This is a genomic window from Bradyrhizobium sp. Ses1 (assembly GCF_059512365.1).
In genome coordinates this window covers 345,571-363,278 of sequence record NZ_JCAMOQ010000001.1, presented here as the reverse complement: position 1 = coordinate 363,278, position 17,708 = coordinate 345,571, and the positions used below count along the sequence as shown (strand labels likewise).

The 17,708-nt window shown below is 60.6% G+C and carries 18 protein-coding genes; 9 read left to right on the top strand and 9 right to left on the bottom strand.

Annotated features, from left to right (window positions below):
• The first annotated feature begins 108 nt into the window (after positions 1-108).
• On the top strand, positions 109-390 hold the full coding sequence (locus AC5ZG5_RS01740) for a hypothetical protein (protein ID WP_456640855.1): 282 nt from the start codon (positions 109-111) through the stop codon (positions 388-390).
• 303 nt (positions 391-693) lie between these two features.
• On the opposite strand, the gene AC5ZG5_RS01735 is transcribed toward AC5ZG5_RS01740, so the two are convergent.
• On the bottom strand, positions 694-1,365 hold the full coding sequence (locus tag AC5ZG5_RS01735; RefSeq protein WP_456640854.1) for a MarC family protein: 672 nt from the start codon (positions 1,363-1,365) through the stop codon (positions 694-696).
• A 5-nt stretch (positions 1,366-1,370) separates the two neighbouring features.
• A complete protein-coding gene (locus tag AC5ZG5_RS01730; protein WP_456640853.1) occupies positions 1,371-1,640 on the bottom strand; it encodes a hypothetical protein in 270 nt (89 codons plus the stop codon).
• A gap of 275 nt (positions 1,641-1,915) precedes the next feature.
• Between AC5ZG5_RS01730 and AC5ZG5_RS01725 the strand changes: the two genes are divergently transcribed.
• The 4 genes from AC5ZG5_RS01725 (at position 1,916) to AC5ZG5_RS01710 (ending at position 5,793) form a co-directional block, all read left to right on the top strand.
• On the top strand, positions 1,916-2,209 hold the full coding sequence (locus tag AC5ZG5_RS01725) for a hypothetical protein (RefSeq protein WP_456640852.1): 294 nt from the start codon (positions 1,916-1,918) through the stop codon (positions 2,207-2,209).
• Positions 2,210-2,393: 184 nt separating this feature from the next.
• Positions 2,394-3,833, top strand: coding sequence for a DUF4403 family protein (locus AC5ZG5_RS01720; protein ID WP_456640851.1), 1,440 nt, complete (start codon positions 2,394-2,396; stop codon positions 3,831-3,833).
• A 3-nt stretch (positions 3,834-3,836) separates the two neighbouring features.
• Positions 3,837-5,036 carry an alpha/beta fold hydrolase gene (locus tag AC5ZG5_RS01715; RefSeq protein ID WP_456640850.1) on the top strand — a complete coding sequence of 400 codons (1,200 nt, stop codon included), beginning with the start codon at positions 3,837-3,839 and terminating at the stop codon, positions 5,034-5,036.
• Positions 5,037-5,271: 235 nt separating this feature from the next.
• On the top strand, positions 5,272-5,793 hold the full coding sequence (locus tag AC5ZG5_RS01710; protein WP_456640849.1) for a hypothetical protein: 522 nt from the start codon (positions 5,272-5,274) through the stop codon (positions 5,791-5,793).
• 140 nt (positions 5,794-5,933) lie between these two features.
• On the opposite strand, the gene AC5ZG5_RS01705 is transcribed toward AC5ZG5_RS01710, so the two are convergent.
• The gene (locus tag AC5ZG5_RS01705; RefSeq protein ID WP_496138671.1) at positions 5,934-6,062 is read right to left on the bottom strand and encodes a hypothetical protein; all 129 of its coding nucleotides are present in this window, start codon (positions 6,060-6,062) and stop codon (positions 5,934-5,936) included.
• On the opposite strand from AC5ZG5_RS01705, the gene AC5ZG5_RS01700 reads away from it, so the two are divergent.
• The 3 genes from AC5ZG5_RS01700 to AC5ZG5_RS01690 all read left to right on the top strand — a co-directional run bounded on the left by AC5ZG5_RS01700 (position 6,061) and on the right by AC5ZG5_RS01690 (position 8,756).
• The gene (locus AC5ZG5_RS01700) at positions 6,061-7,422 is read left to right on the top strand and encodes a DHA2 family efflux MFS transporter permease subunit (RefSeq protein ID WP_496138670.1); all 1,362 of its coding nucleotides are present in this window, start codon (positions 6,061-6,063) and stop codon (positions 7,420-7,422) included. The two genes, AC5ZG5_RS01705 and AC5ZG5_RS01700, sit on opposite strands and share 2 nt — an antisense overlap.
• 50 nt (positions 7,423-7,472) lie before the next feature.
• Positions 7,473-7,640: a hypothetical protein gene (locus tag AC5ZG5_RS01695; protein WP_456640847.1), complete on the top strand. Its 168-nt coding sequence runs from the start codon at positions 7,473-7,475 to the stop codon at positions 7,638-7,640.
• Positions 7,641-8,444: 804 nt separating this feature from the next.
• Entirely contained in the window at positions 8,445-8,756 is a 312-nt protein-coding gene (locus tag AC5ZG5_RS01690) for a hypothetical protein (RefSeq protein ID WP_456640846.1), read from the top strand.
• 107 nt (positions 8,757-8,863) lie between these two features.
• Here the strand turns inward: AC5ZG5_RS01690 and AC5ZG5_RS01685 are convergent, their stop codons facing one another.
• Positions 8,864-9,199: a hypothetical protein gene (locus AC5ZG5_RS01685; RefSeq protein WP_456640845.1), complete on the bottom strand. Its 336-nt coding sequence runs from the start codon at positions 9,197-9,199 to the stop codon at positions 8,864-8,866.
• A 108-nt stretch (positions 9,200-9,307) separates the two neighbouring features.
• On the opposite strand from AC5ZG5_RS01685, the gene AC5ZG5_RS01680 reads away from it, so the two are divergent.
• Positions 9,308-11,647, top strand: coding sequence for a PAS domain S-box protein (locus tag AC5ZG5_RS01680; RefSeq protein ID WP_456640844.1), 2,340 nt, complete (start codon positions 9,308-9,310; stop codon positions 11,645-11,647).
• A 216-nt stretch (positions 11,648-11,863) separates the two neighbouring features.
• On the opposite strand, the gene AC5ZG5_RS01675 is transcribed toward AC5ZG5_RS01680, so the two are convergent.
• The 5 genes from AC5ZG5_RS01675 to AC5ZG5_RS01655 all read right to left on the bottom strand — a co-directional run bounded on the left by AC5ZG5_RS01675 (position 11,864) and on the right by AC5ZG5_RS01655 (position 17,678).
• On the bottom strand, positions 11,864-12,253 hold the full coding sequence (locus tag AC5ZG5_RS01675) for an NAD(+)--rifampin ADP-ribosyltransferase (protein WP_456640843.1): 390 nt from the start codon (positions 12,251-12,253) through the stop codon (positions 11,864-11,866).
• A 1,170-nt stretch (positions 12,254-13,423) separates the two neighbouring features.
• Positions 13,424-14,449, bottom strand: a complete 1,026-nt coding sequence (locus AC5ZG5_RS01670) for a mechanosensitive ion channel family protein (RefSeq protein WP_456640842.1) — start codon at positions 14,447-14,449, stop codon at positions 13,424-13,426.
• 99 nt (positions 14,450-14,548) lie between these two features.
• Complete coding sequence (locus AC5ZG5_RS01665; protein ID WP_456640841.1) at positions 14,549-15,799, bottom strand: adenylate/guanylate cyclase domain-containing protein; 1,251 nt, start codon at positions 15,797-15,799, stop codon at positions 14,549-14,551.
• Complete coding sequence (locus AC5ZG5_RS01660) at positions 15,796-16,185, bottom strand: response regulator (RefSeq protein WP_456640840.1); 390 nt, start codon at positions 16,183-16,185, stop codon at positions 15,796-15,798. The genes AC5ZG5_RS01665 and AC5ZG5_RS01660 overlap by 4 nt, the downstream gene beginning before the upstream one ends.
• Positions 16,186-16,187: 2 nt before the next feature.
• A complete protein-coding gene (locus AC5ZG5_RS01655; protein WP_456671140.1) occupies positions 16,188-17,678 on the bottom strand; it encodes an ATP-binding protein in 1,491 nt (496 codons plus the stop codon).
• Positions 17,679-17,708 lie beyond the last annotated feature (30 nt).

Below are 17,708 nucleotides of genomic sequence, written 5' to 3'. Positions count from 1 at the left end.
CAGCATACCCAATCCATATTTGTTTCAGGGCGCCCTTTCGGCGAGTGAGGCGCCGTGCACCGAAGCTATCGAAGCCGGCGCGCAAGCGATTTCAGAAAGGACGCAACTATGAACGACGCCATACTCACCCGCCGCGGCTTTGCCGCGACCGCCGCCACCGGGCTCGCCGCGATCGGCCTGCTTGGAGCCAGCGTACGATCCGCCAGCGCCTATCAGGGCAATATGGAACGTGCTGTGGGCTCGCTCCACGAAGCGCTGCAATCGCTGCAGGAATCCACCCCCAACAAGGGCGGCCACCGTGAAAGGGCCATGGACCTGATCCGGCAGGCTATCGCTGAAACGCAGGCCGGCATCACCTTCGCCGATGAGCACGGTGGCGGCGGCCGCTGACCGAATACGGGACGGGCGCGTCTCCCCTAAGTGGGCGCGCCCGTCGTCTAGCAAATGAACGGCCGCTCAGGCCCGCGACCGCGCAAAAGTCGATCATGTCGCGGTGAGACCATCTGGCGCACTCCGCCTTTCCTTGTCATCTCGTCCGAACAGGTGGAGCTATCATCCACTGCTCCGAGAAAGGATTGAAACGCACTCGACCAATGATCGAGGCGGCACTGAAGGACAAATATGTCCTCGTTAAACCGGCATTGGCACCGACTATGGGCCGGTCCGTTGTTTTGCTTCGGAATGATTGGCCCATCACACGCCGTGCAGGCTGCCGATCAGCTCGCTTAGACCGCCCCAGCCGATCTGCACGCCGATGCAGACAAGAATGAAGGCTGACAGCCGAACCAGTGCGTCGACATCCCTATCGCCGAGCCATCGGACGAGGGGCGACGCAAAGCGGTAAGCCGCATAGATCGTCGACGCCAGCGCCAACAAACCAAGAAGGGCGCCAGTGGAGACCAGAGCGATATGAGCCGTAAAGGGCCTGCTGGCGTGGTGGGCGCCGATGGTCAACGCGACCGAGATGGATCCCGGCCCGACCGTCAGCGGCAATGTCAGAGGATAGAAGCCGTCGCTTGCTTGGAGTTCTGGACTTACTTCGGTTGACGGCGCCATGTTCGAAGAACCGCGACCGTTCAGAAGCTTCCATCCCATGCAGGCCACGAGCGCGCCGCCCGCCACGCGCACGGCGGGAACCGTGATTCCGAAGAACTCCAGGATATGCGATCCGCAAAGCATCGAACCGAGCAGCAGCAGGAAACTGTTCAGGGTGACGCTCAAAGCGAGCCGGTTGCGCCTCTCCTCGGCAACGCCCCGGGTCAACGAGAGAAATATGGGCGCCGCTCCGAGCGGATTCACGATCGGAAACAAACCGGCATAGACGAGCAGAAAAGCACCGACCATTTCGCGCTCCAGACCAACCATAAGCTTTACCGGAAGTGTTCGGCTTGAAGACGGCTATTGCCGGCATTGTCGAACTCGGCCTGGCACGCGGGACGAAGCCGGTCGCGATTCTGCAGCAGGCAGGTCTCAATCCTCGATACATTCGGAATGTCGGCGCTGCAGAAGCGGAATGCATCTCCCATGCAAGCACTTCGCTGCTGCGGGGTCCCCTGAGCAGATGCGGGGCCGGCGAAGGCGATTGCCGTCAGTACAAAAAGGCTGCCGACCGTCATAGTCGAGAAGTTGCTCATTCTCATTTTGCGCTCCTGTTATTTGGGTGGACCGCCGCATGGCGGATGCGCGGTTAGAAACAGCGACGCGCGCCGAAGCGCAAATAGCGTCTCGCTATGCGGCTATCTCTGCCGCTTATCGCCCGGGGAGTCGCGCACGCCATCTCGATCGCAGATACCCGCATATCGAAGTCGTATTTGTCACGTCGCGGCCCCGCGCCTATCTCGCGACCGTCAGACTTGCCTCCCCCCGAACGCAACGCGCGGTCGTGAGGAGCCAGGCCAAATCAACGGAGACAGACATGCTGAAAAAAACTTCGATGCTGATCGCAGCCGCCGCATTGGCCCTGGGATCATCGCTGATGATGGCGCAACCCGCCGCCGCGGCCGACGGATGCGGGCCGATGAAATATCGCGGTCCGGGCGGATATTGCCATCGTCTTGGTACCGGCCCTTATCCAAACGGCTATTCCGGCCCCTATCGCAACGGCCCGCGGCCGAATGGCTGCCCTCCCGGCTACTGGCACGGCCCGTGGGGACATTGCCGTGACACGCCCTATCACGGTCGGCTGCCCAACGGCGGCTGGAAACCGTGACCGTCACGCACCGCGCGAGCCGGCAGATGCCGCTCGCGCGGTGCGGCGGGATTATCCAAGCGCACCAATCATTTCCCGTCGCCTATAGCGCTCTCCAATACCTGCATATTGAACGGGTATTTGTCTTCGGTGCGCAGGTCGATCATTTCTCCCGCCAAGCTTTAACCAAAGGAGGTACTCCATCATGACCCCGATCTCGACTTCGCACATCCGCCGCTCGCGTCTGGGCGTAGCATCATCCGCCCGTGCAGGACTTGCTGCACTGGGACTTATCGCATTTTGTTCAAATGCGCCGGCAGACGATAGGCCGCCGCTTGCGCCGGACACTGTCGCACCATTTTCAATCGACTCGCGAATTTCCGCGACGGTCGAGTTCGGGCTGCGTGATCTCGCATCCGACATCCAAGCGCATATCCCGCAACGCCTCGCAACGATCGACGAAAAAGTGAGCTGCGTCCATCGTCGCGTGCTGTTCTTCCGGGTCAATGCCAATTGCGACATCTATGGATATGTCGACCGCTCGGGCCCGGTCTCGCTCTATGGCCGCGGCGATCGCGTCTATGGCTCGGTGCCGATTTATGGTGCTCTGGAAGGCCAGGGCGCCAACCGCTTCACCGCTCGTATCCATGGCGAGACCGAAGCCAGCGCCACGGTCGAGGCCGAGGCCCGTCCCGAGCTGACCAAGGACTGGTCGGTCGATATGAACTTCAGCGACGGCTTCCACTGGAGCGAGCCGCCGGTGCTGCACGTCCTCGGTCGCGAGATTCCGATCTCGAATTATGCCGAACCGCGCATTCGCACCGTGCTCAGTGAAGTTCGCGGCCGCGCCCTGGCTGCCGCACGGCGCCTCGACCTGTATGCCAAGGCCGAAACCGCCTGGCGGCACGCATTCGAGCCGGTGCAACTGTCCGACAGCCCGCCGGTCTGGCTGCAACTGACGCCGCAGAACGTCGCGTTCGCCGGCGTCCGGGCCAGCTCGTCGGTGTTGAGCGGATCGCTCGAGCTGTCGGGATCTGCGGAGACCGTGGTTGGCCAGCAGCCGGCCGCAGTGACGCCGACGTCGTTGCCGGCGCTGGGCCATGAGGTCAGCAATCCCGGATCGTTCGACGTCATCCTGCCGATCCACATCGGCTATGACGTCCTGAAAGACAAGATCACCCAGGCGATCGCCATGCTGCCGCCAATCCCGGGATTCGCCGTGCGCGACGTCGATGTCTATCCCTCGTCGGGCAAGCTCGTCATCGGCCTTAGGATTGCCAACAGCGACGACAAGGATCCGAATGCGGGCCGCTGGATTTATTTGGAGGGCGCCGTCCAGGTCGACGACGCCGGTCATGCGATACGCCTGTCGAATCTTGGCGTCGTCACCAACGACGAAGAGTTGTCGCCGATCATGCAGCCGATCATGGCTCAACTGAACGACAAGATGGATGTCGATTACGGCGTCGCCTATCAGAACCTGCTCAATGCAGCGAACGCGAAACTGAGCCGGCCGCTGAAAGACGGCTTCCGGATGCAAGGCCATCTCGACTCCGCAAAGCTGGAGAAGGTCTACCTGCCGGCCGACGGCATCACCATCGCATTCCGCGCCAGCGGCGAATTGAAAATCCTGTACGGGATGTGAGCCATGATGACCTTCCTCAGCCGCCTCACTCTCAACACCTGCCGCAAGCTGATGCTTGCGGCAGCCCTCCTCTCGGCCACGGCCTATGCCAGCTCGGCCTCGGCGCAGACGTCGTTCTATGATGCCCCGAGATCGATGCTCGCAGGCCAGCCCGGCACCCTGGTCCGCCAGGAAGTGATCGATGGCGCCCCACTCGGCGCCACTGCCTACCGCGTGCTCTATCGCTCGACCGGGATGAAGGGAGAGCCCATCTTCGTCTCGGGCGTCGTGATCGTTCCGCAGGGCGATCCACCGCCGGAGGGACGCCCGATCGTCGCCTGGGCTCATCCCACTACCGGGGTTACGCCCCGTTGCGCGCCGTCGCTTGCGATCTTCCTGTTTCAGCAGATCCAGGGGTTGCGGTCATTCCTCGAGCACGGCTACGTCGTCGCCGCCACCGACTATCCGGGCCTTGGCACGCCCGAGACACATCCCTACCTCGTTGGCGACAGCGAGGCACGTGCCGTCCTCGATTCGGTGCGTGTTGCACGAACGATGCCGGGTGCGGGCGGCGGCAGACGGTTCACGGTATGGGGCCACTCGCAGGGCGGCCAGGCCTCGCTGTTCACCGGGCTCATCGCCAAGACCTACGCCCCGGAATTGACGTTGCTCGGTGTCGCCGCGGCGGCGCCGGCCACCGACCTCGTCGCGCTCATGAACGACGACATCAACTCGATCGGCGGCAAGAACATCACGGCGATGACGCTTTGGTCATGGCACCGTGTCTATGATGCCTCTCTCGGCAAGATCGTCGATCCCCGGGCCATGCCCGTGATCGATCAGTTGGCACGCGAATGCATCGAAGGCCCGTTCGATCTGGCGGCAAGACAGAAGACCGGAGAACCGCTCGAGCAGCACTTTCTCACCGTCGAGCAGCCCGCGGATACCGAGCCGTGGCATTCGCTCTTGGAAAAGAACACGCCCGGCCCCTTGCCCGCGGACATACCCATTTTCCTCGCCCAGGGAACGACCGACCCGATCATCCGGCCGCAGGTGACTGAAGACTACATGAAGAAGCTTTGCTCGGCCGGCAGCAAGGTACAGATGATGCTGATGCCCAATATCGGACATGGCCGCGCCGCTCAGGCCAGTACCGCAACTGTCGTGCGGTGGATCGACGCCCGGTTCGCCGGCGAAACGCCGCCAACCGACTGCTCTAACTGAGCCAACGCGATTTTACGTCCAATGCAAGAGGCCGTTGATGGCCAGAGATCCATCGACGGCCTCTTATTTTCGCGGCAGCACACCGGACGCCAACGACGCAGAATTGCCGGCTCTCGCCGCGCTATCTCCACCGCCCATGTCCCGCGCCGATAGCATCATACCGAAGCCGTATTTGTGCGTCGCGCGCGATGGGTGTCTTTGGCGATCATTCCAGATTTCATTCACGGGAGTGGCCATGAAGATCGCCAACATTGCTACAACAATCATGACTGTCGCGGTCATCTCGATCGCGTTGAATCCAGCTTATGCCGCCGACAAGACCGTCTCGGCGCAAACGGGCTTTACTTGTCCGCCGATACGGAAAAGCGGCATGCCAACGGAGCGAGCCGCTATCCGCAAGCTGATTCCCTCTGGCAAGGCCCTGCAAAATCCTGCGCAACTGAACGCCAGCGTCGAAGGCCTGAAGCGCCTCGGCCTGTCGAAAGTGTGGGTCACCGATCATCCGATCGGTGCTTACTGCACGAACATCGCTAGCAACGGCGTCCTCTCCGACGAGGAGAAGACCGAAGACGTGCGCGAGTTCGCGGCCCAGATCACGCATCTGGTCTACAATGAAGATGATGTTTCCGACATTTCCCTCAACGTTCTATTGAAGCCATCGGTGGCCGACGCGGTGAATGTCAAGGCGCAGGCAAGCGGTCTGTCTCCGGAGCAGTGGATGTCCCGAACAATCGAAGCGGCCGCCCAGAAGCGCTAGCCAAAGCTCGTGTCGCGATCTTGCATCGATTGCAGACTCGCGACCCGCTGCGCGGTAACATGCCTTGACGCGTCCCATCTGCCATTCGTCTTGCTGCCGGTCAGTATTTAAGGACTTGGTGTGATGCACAACGAGCAGCTTCATTCTTCCCGCGCGCAAGAGCCGGGAAGCATCGCGATCGCCAGGCCGGCAGTGGTCTTGTCCGCTCCGGCGGGCGGGACCTCGATGATGTGGATCATCGTGGCAATTGTCTGCATCGGATCCTTCATGGGGCAGCTCGATGCGAGCATCACCCAACTCGTGCTTCCCGCGCTGGAGCGCGATTTCTCAGCGTCAGTTGGCGAGGTGAGCTGGGTCGCCGTGATATTCCTGCTTGCCGTCTCCGTCATGCTTCCAATCTTCGGCCGGCTGGCCGACATGTACGGACGAAAGAAGCTCTACGTTGCCGGATTTCTCGCTTTCATCGCAGGCTCTGCGCTGTGCGGCTTCTCGCCCGGCATCGGCTCGCTGATCGCTGCGCGGGCATTGCAGGCTGTGGGCGCGGCGATGCTGTCGGCCAACAGCGTCGCGATCATTGTGTCCGTCGCCGGTGACAAGCTCCGCGGCAAGGCACTTGGAATCCAGGCCGCAGTGCAGGCCATTGGTCTCTCCGCCGGTCCAACGGTGGGCGGCTGGATCGTCGATACCCTGGACTGGCGCTGGGTGTTCTGGGTGAACGTGCCGTTCGGGCTGTTGGGGACCGTTCTAGCCTGGTTCATCGTTCCCGAAACCAGTGCGAGCAAGCCCGGCAGCCGTTTCGACATGCTCGGCGCCCTGCTCCTCGTGCCGGCCCTTGGTACCCTGATGTTGGCCATCAACCAGGTCGGCTCCTGGGGTTTGACCTCTCCCGGCGTGATCGGGAATGCGGTTGCGGGCATCACCCTGCTGGCCGGGCTTATCATCTGGGAGCGCCGCTCGTCCGATCCGCTCATTCCGCTCGGCCTGTTCAAGAAATGGTCGTTCGCCTGCGGAAATCTGGTGAGCCTGTTCGCCAACGTTATCCTTTTCGGATTGTTCTTCCTGATGCCATTCGCGTTCGAGCGTGTCTTTGGCGAGAGTGCGTTCTCCGCCGGCCTGCGCCTTACCACCATTCCCATCGCGCTCGGCCTGCTTGCCCCCATCAGCGGCGCCGTGTCCGATCGCATCGGGAATCGCCTGCTCTGCGCCGGCGGCATGCTGATCGTTTGTTTCGGCCTGATCTTCCTGTACGTTCAATTGAACGCTGCGACGCCGAGCCTTGCTCTGGTCACGCTTTCGCTGGTTGTCGTTGGTATCGGCGAAGGCGCATTCTTCGCCCCCAACAACAATGCGATCATGGGAAGCGCATCTGTCGCGGGAGCCGGTGAAGCCGGAAGTTTGATGATTGTCACTCGCGACCTTGGCACGAGTGTCGGAATCGCCATGGCGGCGAGCCTGTTGTCGTGGCAATTGCGACTTCTCACTGGTGGATCGAGTACGCTCAACGCCAGCGAGGCCGATCTGACATCGGCCATACAAATGGTCGTGATCGTACTGGCGCAGTTGGCGTTAGTTGCAGCGATCATGTCCTGGGTCCGGCCCGCCAGCCGAACTGCCGTGGGCGAGCGATAGGCCACTATTTTCGATCCCGGATCACACTCGCGAAGGAAAAGATAACGTCCATGGCGACGCCCAAGGAACAACTTACTCAAATCGACAGGGACATCGAAGCCGTTCGCACCGACCTCGTCGACGCCTTCGACGAGCATCGGCTGGCATGCGAGGCACAGCTACATGAACGTCTTGAACTAAGAGAAGAGTTATTGAAGCGCGTGAGCACGGACAATTGATGTCATCGCCGACGATTTAAGCGAGTCACGCCGAGGAAGATGACCTCCGCAAGCGGTCGTCGAGTTAGCAATCCTCGATCGTCGGCTCTATTTGGAATAGCTGGTCTTACGGTCGACCTACGCCTTGATTCAATTACCTACTGAGACTAGGACTCGAGGGCATCAACGTCGAATGCCGTCAAAGCTCGGCTGCTTCAGCGTCTTTGGACCGGCGAGGGATTCCGCAAACTAGATGAAGCGCTTCCGGCCGCACTCCCGCACGGGGCGGCCTGTGTGCATCAAATATCTTGCTGCGGCCGCCGGTCACGCAGTGTGCGAACGATTTCCGCGATCGTCGCCTGTTCCCCCAGCTGGCAGCGTCGCGTAGCGTCCGATCAAGCATTCGCCGGCGACAGCGATGCTTTCGCATCTTATCCTTCCTAAAGGCTCGCGGATACGCTAGGCGGGCGCCTCGAGAAGTGACAGTGGCCCTCACAAGAACTTCGCGCGAGGGCCTAATCTCCCATTCGGATCTGAAAAGCGGCGTCGCCGCTCCCGAAGCTAGCGAGCGTCTTCTGGCGCGAGACGATCATCGAAGCGACAATTCTGCGCGAATGGCACTGCAACCTCGCCGCGCGCGATGCACTGTCTTCCATCGCGCACCTGAAATGGCATCCCGCGCGGAGGCGGTCGGCCTTGGGAACGATGACCGTTTCCACCTGACCAGCAAGATCTCGCCGACGCATCCGGCACCTCGGTCGTGCACGTCAACAGGACCCTCCGGGAGTGCGTAAACGGCGCCTGATCAGATGGGAATATCGGACAGTGAGGCTCCTGGATTTCGAGGAGCTGAAGCGCATCGCCCAATTCGACCCGGACTACCTGCAGGGCAAGTCCACTTTGGAGCGAGCGCGGGTCCCTGGCTTTCGCGCCTTCAAAAGCCGCGAGTCCACACGGACGCGTCGGGTGGTCGGATTACTTTTGGGAGTCCGCAATGATGCGGTTGTCGCGTCGCAAGGTGATACGGCGCTGGGGATGGTCACCCTGGGCCGCTTTGAAGATCGCGCGGGCGAGCTGGGCGTTGGCGGCGCGGGCAAGGATGCGTTCGACGGCATCGTGGCCGCCGTCGTGCCATAGTTCCACGCGAAACGGGAGCTCTTCCGTTGGCGCGGCAGCCCCGTCACTCTTCAATGTTTTGTCCTTGCTCTGCCTCATTGTTCGAGCGGACCGTGCTGCCGGCCTTTTCAATGCTGCGGAGGGTTTGAGCGGGAAACGATACTATTCTTGTGGCGCAAGGTGACATAACGGTCAGGGTATTCCCGCGCTGCGGCATAGTAAGCGGCGTATCCGATGCTTCCATTGGCGGTGACGGCCAGCACCTGTTCGACGCTAGTGCGGCTCTCGTCCCAGAGTTCCACCTTATAGGGCAGATCCTCGCGGCTGGCGGTCGACTGACCGGATCGCTGCGCCGGGCGGGCGGGGTCACCGGGCCCTTCATCCGGAACAAAGCGGTAACTGGTCGTTGCGGCGAGATGCCTGAGGGGAAGGTCGGAGCGGAGAAGACTGGAACGAATGTTCATGGCCATTCATTAGTGTAAAGTCGATACCTGCGGTTTCAATAAGAAATCGCCGGTTCGGTGCGCGACAGGGCGGCGTCAGTGAATATATCAGCCCCACAAGGCTCTTCAATGGAAACCAGGCGGCTCGAACTGCTGCTCGATGCCGTCGCCGACTATGCCATTTACATGCTCGATCCGGACGGGTTCATCACGACCTGGAATGTGGGTGCCGAGCGGGTCAAAGGCTACCAGGCGGTCGAGATCATAGGCCAGCATTTTTCAAGGTTCTTCACCCCGGAGGATCGGGCTAGCGGCCTGCCGGAAAAAATTCTCGAGCGGGCCCGCACCCACGGGCGTCACGAGGCGGAAGGCTGGCGCGTTCGCAAGGACGGCAGCCGGTTCTGCGCCAACGCGATCTGCCAGCCGGTCCTCGACGATCAGGGCGCCTTGGTCGGTTATGCCAAAGTCACGCGCGATATCACCGAGCGCGTGCAGGCGCAGCACGCCATTCTGGAATCCGAGCGTCGATTCCGGATTCTGGTCGAGGGCGTGCTCGACTACGCGATCTACATGCTGGACCCCAGCGGGATGATCACCAACTGGAATAAGGGGGCCGAGCGCCTCAAGGGCTATTCCGCCGACGAGATCATCGGCCAACATTTCTCGAAATTCTATACCAAGGAAGACCGGAACTCGGGCTTGCCTATTCACGTGCTGGAGACGGCTGCGCGCGAAGGCCGCTATGAAGCCGAGGGATGGCGCGTGCGCAAGGATGGCAGCCGCTTCTGGGCATCGGTCGTGGTGGATGCGATCCGCGACGACACCGGCAGCCTGGTGGGTTTTGCCAAGGTGACACGCGATATCACCGAGCGGCGCGTTGCGCTGGAGGCCCTGCGCGAAAGCGAGCGTCAATTCCGCCTTCTCATCACCGGCGTGACGGACTACGCGATCTTCATGCTGGATCCGAATGGAAACGTTGCAAGCTGGAATGCCGGCGCGCAACGGATCAAAGGCTACACCGCCGATGAAATCATCGGCCTTCATTTCTCGCGCTTCTATACTGAGGTCGACCGTTCGGCGGGAGCGCCAGCGCGCGCTCTTTATACGGCCTCACGGGAAGGCCGCTTCGAGGCGGAAGCCTGGCGCCTGCGCAAGGATGGATCGGTCTTCTGGGCTAATGTTGTCATTGATCCGATCCATGACGAGGCCGGCGAGCTGATCGGGTTTGCCAAAATCACCCGCGACATCACCGAGCGCCGCAACGCGCAGCTCGAACTGCAGGAAGCGCAGCGGCAGCGTGCTCATGCCCAGCGCATGGATGCCTTGGGACAACTGACGGGCGGCGTGGCGCACGACTTCAACAATCTTCTGATGGTGGTGAGCGGACATATCCGTACGGTTCAAAAAGCCGTGGCCGACGACACTAAGCTTGCGCGGGCAGCCAACGCCATTTCTTACGCGGCGGAGCGCGGAGCGGCGCTGACGCGTCAGCTTCTCACTTTCTCCCGCCGGCAGACGCTCAATCCGAAGATTTTTCAGATTGCCGAAAGCGTCAACGCCTGCCGCACGATGCTCGAAAGTTCAGCGGGTTCTGCGGTGCGATTGAATTTCCGGATCGCGCCCGACCTTTGGCCGGTCAATGTCGATCAAAGCGAGCTGGAGCTGGCGCTTGTCAACGTCACGCTGAACGCGCGGGATGCGATGCCGGCTGGGGGTGCACTCCTTATTGCCGCAGACAATGTCACCCTCACCGGGGCGGAGACTGACGCCAGGATCGCGGGCGCGTTCGTTGCGGTCCGCCTTACGGATACCGGGTCCGGCATCGCCCCCGACGTGCTGCCCAAGATTTTTGATCCGTTTTTCACGACCAAGGAGGTTGGCAAGGGAAGCGGCCTCGGTCTTTCCCAGGTGCACGGCTTTGCGCATCAGTCGGGCGGCACAGTGCATATCGAAAGCCAGGTGGGACGCGGGACGACGGTCACAATCTATCTGCCGCGATCCGAGGAGATGCCGCACGCTGTAGCGGACGAACGCCAGGAAGAGCGCTCGGCTGGCGGAACACTGCTTGTCGTCGAGGACAATCCCGAAGTGCTGTCGGTATGCGTCTCAATGCTCGAACAGCTTGGCTATGAGACCTACGCGGTGTCCGGCGCTCCGGCCGCGCTGGAGGTGCTCGAGCAAAAGGATTTCGATCTCGTGGTGAGCGACATTGTGATGCCGGGCGGCATGGATGGCGCGGCGCTGGCTAACGTGATCCGCGCGCGCAAGCCCGGACTTCCCGTCCTTCTGGCAACCGGATTCAGCCCCTCGGGCAGCCACACGGATTTTCCTGTCTTGCGCAAGCCCTTCGATCTTTCGGAGTTGAGCCGGACCGTCGCGCGGCTGATTGCCGAAGCCAAGCAGCCGCCAGGCAGCAATCTTGTGCGTCTCAGTGAAGCGCGCCGCTCTTCGGTGCGCAAACCCGACTAGCGAGAAACCTTCTGGATCCGGCCGGTTCGCCGCATGCGGTAAGCGAAGCCCGGTCCGGCTGCGCTTTACGAAGCGCCCGGGCTCGCGGGTTTTGCCGCATGAATCCGGTCACACATTTAATCCCCATGTGAGCTGCCGCGAGGCAGCCTACCTGGAGTGTTTCCGAGGTTTGATGGATAAGAGTTTTTTCCTCGCGCAATCCTTGTATTAGTCCGATCACAGAAGTAGCCTTTTCCTCGCGGCCAAAAGCAATTCCGGGGGAATCTTATGGACGTTGACGATGCGTGTTTTCTCACACTGGAAAGCGGTCCCTGGCGCGTCAGGATCATCTTCGACTACGCACTCGACTTCAACTTCATAAATGCGCGGATGTTCGTGGTGAGTTGCCCAAATTGCAGCTTGGTCAAATAGCTTCACCATGTAGATGCGATCGTTCCGATGGATATCTGGCGAAACATCGCCATTTTGTGGTACGCCGGTCACCGACGACGGCCAAATATACTCGCCTATCTGTAGGCCGAAGTTGCTGCCATGGAAGTAGCGTGGTGGTTTCTTACAAGGAAGCAATCCTTTGGCGGCGAGACGCCTGCGATTCCTTTTCCCCATTCTTCGTTCATGGCCCCGCCGACCGATTTTCTTCTTCCTCGGTTCGAAACATACAGCACTGGTGAAAACGCCGACTACGGCACGTTGCTGACCCCGGTACGAAAATCAGCGTCGCGCGATCAGCGCTTTCGGCGTCGGTCCCGCCCCGAGCGGCAATTCCGATCAGGGCGATTGTGGAGTCCGGAACGGCATAGGCGTGCCCGCTGCGGGAAGCCTGCTGTTTTATTTGCCGGCGAAACCGCGCGTCATCCTGCTGGTATTTGTGCTGGTATCGGCAGCAACCGGCGACAAAAATGGTTTCAAATCAAATCGTTATGGCTCTAGGCGGTTATCGGCCAGGGGCACCACGGAAAAAACTGTAGTAATAACAACAACTTAAGACGCTAGTTCGATTCCGGATTTTCAATCCGCCGCGACAGTTTTCCGGGGAAATCCAAGCATAAGCCTACTGCAGCGGTCCACTTTGCTGGTATTTTTGCTGGTATCGCCAAGCCAAACGCGCCGCGGCGAATTTCGCTATTCCGAACGACGGAATCGAGCAGATGGCCCGCAAGAATGATGGCGCCGTGGGTGCCAACCCACAGCAGATCTCACTAATCTCGACTGCCGCCGCGCGACGAAATTCGACATGAGCCACGGACCGCCGGCGCTTTTCGACTCGCGCACGAAGCTGATGCCGCATTGGGCTGATCGGAACTGTTTCGATCCCAAGAAGTCGATGCCGACAAGGTAGGCGCGCAGGCTTGAGTCTCCTAACATCAGGCTGGTTGAGCTTGTCCGATTCAACCCGCGGCAAGCTCAGGTGATAGTCGTCGAACGCTCGTGCATGACGTGCCGGAGAGCGGATCGATTTCGCAGCGCTTTTGCAACGCGTTGCGCTTGGCCACCTGAGTAAACCGCCACGCGTACATACACCGTGACCAAGAGATCGTCTGCGCTCCTCGTGCGAGTAAGCAATCTCTCCTTCCCCCGGTTTGAGATGGCCCATCAGTGGCTCGCGGATGCTCCAAGTCCATGAGATCCTTAGAGACGCACTGATCCCATGATCCCATGACCGTTGCTAGCGAAGCTTGGCGCGAGAAACCGCGCAGCGTCACGCTGTCCGATCTCGTGCAAATCCTTTCGAAGGAAACACGTACGGCGCTCTGGAAAGATACGTTCGCGTGGGTCTTAACCCGCGCGGGATGAATGCGCCTCGATTGCCCTGGCAGAATGTTCGCCGCTGATCGTGGCCGGGCCGAAGACGAGGCTTTCGGCCGGCGCAGCCAACGAAAGACCGTTTGCTTTGCATTGGCTGTAAAGGAGGTCGATGACTTCATTGCGGGCCGCCGTCCACCCGGCGGGACTCGCCACACGGAACAACAACTCGACTTCAATCGCGGCTGCGTCAATCGCATTCAGGGCGACAATCGGCGACGGGTCCTGAACGATCCGCGTGCTGGCTTCCAGTACGGACCGCATGACTTGCTCGACGACGTTTGGCGTCGTGGTGGCAATGCGTACGGTCAACGTTATCTGGTGCGTCTCGTCGGGGCGGCTGAGATTGGTGACACCCTGTCTTGCCAGGATGCTGTTCGGCACAACGACGACATTGTACCCTCCGGTGAGCAGATTGGTGGAGCGCCAGTTGGTCTCAACGACGCGGCCTTCCGTGCCGTCCTTCAACTGGATCCAGTCGCCTATGGCATAGGCCCTCCCCAGCGTCAGCGCGATCCCTGAGAAGACATCACCAAGGGTATTTTGCAGCGCGAGACCGAAAATGATCGCGACAACGCCTGAGGTCGCGACCAGTGTGCCGACCGGGACACCAAAGACAAAGCCAATGATCGACAGCGCCACACCGAGATAGATGACACCGACGGCCATGTCCTGGATCAGATGCGCTTCCCGTGGCCGACGATTGAGCAACATATAGATGTGGACCAGACCAATAATGGCCCATGCGAGATGGGTCCACCACAGGATCCTGGCCGATATGGAGAGCAATGCGCCGAAACCCCGCAAGTGAGCGCCATCGACGCGGTGCGGAGAGATGCCGCCCAGATAGAGCACGAGGCTCATGCCGACAAAGAACAGAATCTGGGCGATCAGTCGGCCTGCCGGACGGTTGCTCCCCTGAACATGCCAAACGACGATACCGGCAATTCCGAGGATGTTGGTCAGAACAAGCGGCATCATGTGATCTTCGTTTAACATAGTTTAGACTCAGCAATAGCGGTCGGTTGCAATCGACGAAGGCCTTAGACTCAGGTGAAGCTACGCCTCAATGAGTCCACGCCCTCGTGGTGTGATCAATCACCCCACATGCATTCGAACACCCTTGGCGCCGTTGAGGAGCCGCTTCAGATGAAAATTCGCCAGCGGGTCGTCGGCGTTGAGACCGACCAGTGCCGCGAAGGCTGGCACCACGTCGGTGTCATTTGCCTCCAACTTGTTAAACGCAGTTGCATACTGTGTCACGGCTAATCCATAACTCTCCGCAGCCGATAAGGGCTCGTGGGCGCGTAGCGCCTCACTTCGTCCCCGCAGAACAAGATCGCCGATCGGCCGCCCCCTGAACTCTCGGGCCTTACACGCGATCGAGTCGCTGACGCAGATTCGCGTGCCCAATGTTTTGTTCGCCGCCTCCAGTCTGGCGGCAGTGTTAACCGTGTCCCCGTAGGCTGTGTAGTCAAAGTAACGGCCGCCGCCGAAATTGCCGACCAGCGCAGGCCCGGCATGGACGCCTATCCGCGTGACACCGAAGTCAACGCCCCTCTGTTTCCAGCGCTCCCGAAATGTTTCGGCCCATCGATCGAGCGCCTGTGCGCACGCGATCGCACGGGTGGCGTAATCGATCTGGTCGCCGGGTGCATTGAACAGGACCTGAATGGCGTCGCCGATCACCTTCGCCACCGTCCCTTCATAGGCGAAGACGACATCCGTCAGTCCACCGACGTATTCGTTGAGCAGATGTGTCAGCACATTCGAATCGGCCGTCTCGACGAGTGATGTAAAGCCGGTAATATCGGTGAAAATCACCGCAATGTCGCGCCAGTGGACCTGCATTCCATCGTCGCCATCTACCGCAGCAAGGCGCTTAGCGAGCTCAGGCGAGAAATATCTTGACAGCGACGCATGAGCGCGCTCCGCCTCCGCCTGTCGCCGGCGTGCCTCTCGCAAGACCTCGATGTGGCGGATGGTCTTGTGGATCGTGGATTCCAGGTCGGCGAAATCGATGGGCTTGGTCAGGAAGTCGAACGCGCCGCGATTCATTGCGGTCCGTATGTTGCTCATATCGCCGTACGCCGAGACGACAATCGCCGCCTTCTTGTCCTCTCGCTCCTGCAGTTTCGCCAACAGCGAAAGGCCGTCCATGCGCGGCATGTTGATGTCCAAGACCACGAGATCGACATGCGGATGCTGCTCGATCGATTGCAACGCTTCAAGACCGTCACGCGCGAACACGAAGCTTATCTGCCGTTCGCGAATCTGCCGGCGAAACCTCCGGAGGACGAGCGCCTCCAGATCCGGCTCGTCATCGACTACAAGAACGGTGGAGGTCATGCGACATGTTCCAGTCTGGCCTCGATCGCCTGGCGGACCTGGCCGAAATCGATCGGTTTGGTCAACAGAGCCTGCGCGCCCCGGTCAAGTGCCGTCTTGCGCGTTTCGGCATCGCCGTACGCCGTGATCATGATCACCGGAACGTCGGGCCGCCGAGCGCGAAGCTCCGGCAGCATCTCCAGCCCGCTCATTCCGGGCATGTTGATGTCGGAGAGGATGAGGATCAGCGCTTGCTCGCCGGTATCGGAAATGCGGTTCAGGGCCTGCGCTGCCGAGCCGGCAAACTCCATCACAAAGCGTTGGGCGCGAAGCTCGCGTCGAAATTTCTGGCGAAACAGGACCTCCAGATCGGGTTCGTCATCCACCACAAGAACCGATACAGTCATAGTCAGCCCGCAATACTGTGAGAAAGACCGATGTTGCGCGGCAGCAGGATGGTGAACTCGGTGAATTCGCCGGGCTCAGTCTCGACATCGATGCTGCCGCCATGTTGCTTCACGATGATGTCGTGGCTCATGGAAAGTCCGAGGCCCGTTCCCTCGCCCGGCGGCTTGGTCGTGAAGAACGGATTGAACATCTTCTCCTTCACCTCCGGCGGAATACCGACGCCATTGTCGCGGATGCGGATTTCGACGTAATCGCCGCGATCATGCGTGACGGCGCTGAGCGCAGGTTCAAATCCGGGATCACCGTCCTCACAGCGCTTCGCCACGGCATAGAAGCCATTGGAGATGACGTTCAGCAGCACCCGCGTGATCTCATGCGGGAACACGTCGGCGATCCCGGTGTCCGGATCGAACTCGCGTCTGAGGGTGACGTTGAACTGCGGTCTCTCGGTGCGCGCGCCATGATAGGCAAGATTGAGGCTCTCTTCGACCAGCGCATTGACGTCGGCGGGCCGATGCTCGCCGCCGCCGCCGCGCGAATGCAGGAGCATGTTCTTGACGATGGAGTCGGCGCGCATGCCGTGCTGCACGATCTTCTGAAGGTTGTCCGTTAGCAGCCCGCTCAGTTCATCAACTTCGTCGCGGACGTCGTCCAGGAGCGTGACCGGAGCGAGAACCTCGTTCAACTCGCGGGTCAGCTCGACCGAGAGCGCGGCGAAATTGTTGACGAAGTTGAGCGGGTTCTTGATCTCGTGCGCAATGCCAGCAGTGAGCTGACCGAGCGAAATGAGCTTTTCTGTCTGAACCAGGCGGTCCTGGGCCGCCCGCAGATCGTCGAGGGATCTAGCGAGCTCCTTCGTGCGGGCCTCTACTTCTTCGAACAAACGCGCGTTCTCGATTGCGATCACAGCCTGATCGGCGAACGTCTTGAGAAGGTTGATCTGGCTGTCAGTGAAGGTTCCGGGTTCGACGCGCGAAACACCGATCGTACCGATCGCGACGCCTTTTCGGAGCATGGGCACGACCACGATGCTTCGATATCCCCTCGCGCGTGCCATGCTCTTGATCGCTGGATGGACACCCGGTTCAGCCTCGATATCGGAGCGAAATGCGATCGTCGACGTGAGTGCGACCCGGCTGTGGATCCCGGAGGACGTGAGCGGCGCAGGAAATGAGATTCGGATCTCCTCATCGCCAGCCACGCTTCCTGCCGTGCATGCCGCCAGATGAAGCATGTCGCCGACGACACGTGTCACGAGCGCCGTTTGGCCGGCAAGCAACCGCCTCGCGCTTTCGGAGATGACGTCGAATACCGGCTGCACGTCAGTTGGTGAACTGGCGATGACATTGAGGATTCCTGCCGTGACGGTCTGCCGCTCTAACGCGATCGCGAGTTCGCTCCGCAGGCGGGCATTCTCGGCTACTCCGCTCTGCAGTCGTTGTTCGAGCTCATCGACCCTGTTCCTCAGGTCGGCATCCATTGTGCTGATCATCACTTCCGGGTTCAGCGCCAAACCCCGATC

What these genes read in the sequence shown, in the direction of transcription:
- AC5ZG5_RS01740 (WP_456640855.1), top strand. Translation starts at nt 109, where the DNA reads ATGAACGACGCCATACTCACCCGCCGCGGCTTTGCCGCGACCGCCGCC.
- AC5ZG5_RS01735 (WP_456640854.1), bottom strand. Translation starts at nt 1,365, where the DNA reads ATGGTTGGTCTGGAGCGCGAAATGGTCGGTGCTTTTCTGCTCGTCTAT.
- AC5ZG5_RS01730 (WP_456640853.1), bottom strand. Translation starts at nt 1,640, where the DNA reads ATGAGAATGAGCAACTTCTCGACTATGACGGTCGGCAGCCTTTTTGTA.
- AC5ZG5_RS01725 (WP_456640852.1), top strand. Translation starts at nt 1,916, where the DNA reads ATGCTGAAAAAAACTTCGATGCTGATCGCAGCCGCCGCATTGGCCCTG.
- AC5ZG5_RS01720 (WP_456640851.1), top strand. Translation starts at nt 2,394, where the DNA reads ATGACCCCGATCTCGACTTCGCACATCCGCCGCTCGCGTCTGGGCGTA.
- AC5ZG5_RS01715 (WP_456640850.1), top strand. Translation starts at nt 3,837, where the DNA reads ATGATGACCTTCCTCAGCCGCCTCACTCTCAACACCTGCCGCAAGCTG.
- AC5ZG5_RS01710 (WP_456640849.1), top strand. Translation starts at nt 5,272, where the DNA reads ATGAAGATCGCCAACATTGCTACAACAATCATGACTGTCGCGGTCATC.
- AC5ZG5_RS01700 (WP_496138670.1), top strand. Translation starts at nt 6,061, where the DNA reads ATGGGGCAGCTCGATGCGAGCATCACCCAACTCGTGCTTCCCGCGCTG.
- AC5ZG5_RS01705 (WP_496138671.1), bottom strand. Translation starts at nt 6,062, where the DNA reads ATGAAGGATCCGATGCAGACAATTGCCACGATGATCCACATCATCGAG.
- AC5ZG5_RS01695 (WP_456640847.1), top strand. Translation starts at nt 7,473, where the DNA reads ATGGCGACGCCCAAGGAACAACTTACTCAAATCGACAGGGACATCGAA.
- AC5ZG5_RS01685 (WP_456640845.1), bottom strand. Translation starts at nt 9,199, where the DNA reads ATGAACATTCGTTCCAGTCTTCTCCGCTCCGACCTTCCCCTCAGGCAT.
- AC5ZG5_RS01680 (WP_456640844.1), top strand. Translation starts at nt 9,308, where the DNA reads ATGGAAACCAGGCGGCTCGAACTGCTGCTCGATGCCGTCGCCGACTAT.
- AC5ZG5_RS01675 (WP_456640843.1), bottom strand. Translation starts at nt 12,253, where the DNA reads ATGGGGAAAAGGAATCGCAGGCGTCTCGCCGCCAAAGGATTGCTTCCT.
- AC5ZG5_RS01670 (WP_456640842.1), bottom strand. Translation starts at nt 14,449, where the DNA reads ATGTTAAACGAAGATCACATGATGCCGCTTGTTCTGACCAACATCCTC.
- AC5ZG5_RS01665 (WP_456640841.1), bottom strand. Translation starts at nt 15,799, where the DNA reads ATGACCTCCACCGTTCTTGTAGTCGATGACGAGCCGGATCTGGAGGCG.
- AC5ZG5_RS01660 (WP_456640840.1), bottom strand. Translation starts at nt 16,185, where the DNA reads ATGACTGTATCGGTTCTTGTGGTGGATGACGAACCCGATCTGGAGGTC.
- AC5ZG5_RS01655 (WP_456671140.1), bottom strand. Translation starts at nt 17,678, where the DNA reads ATGATCAGCACAATGGATGCCGACCTGAGGAACAGGGTCGATGAGCTC.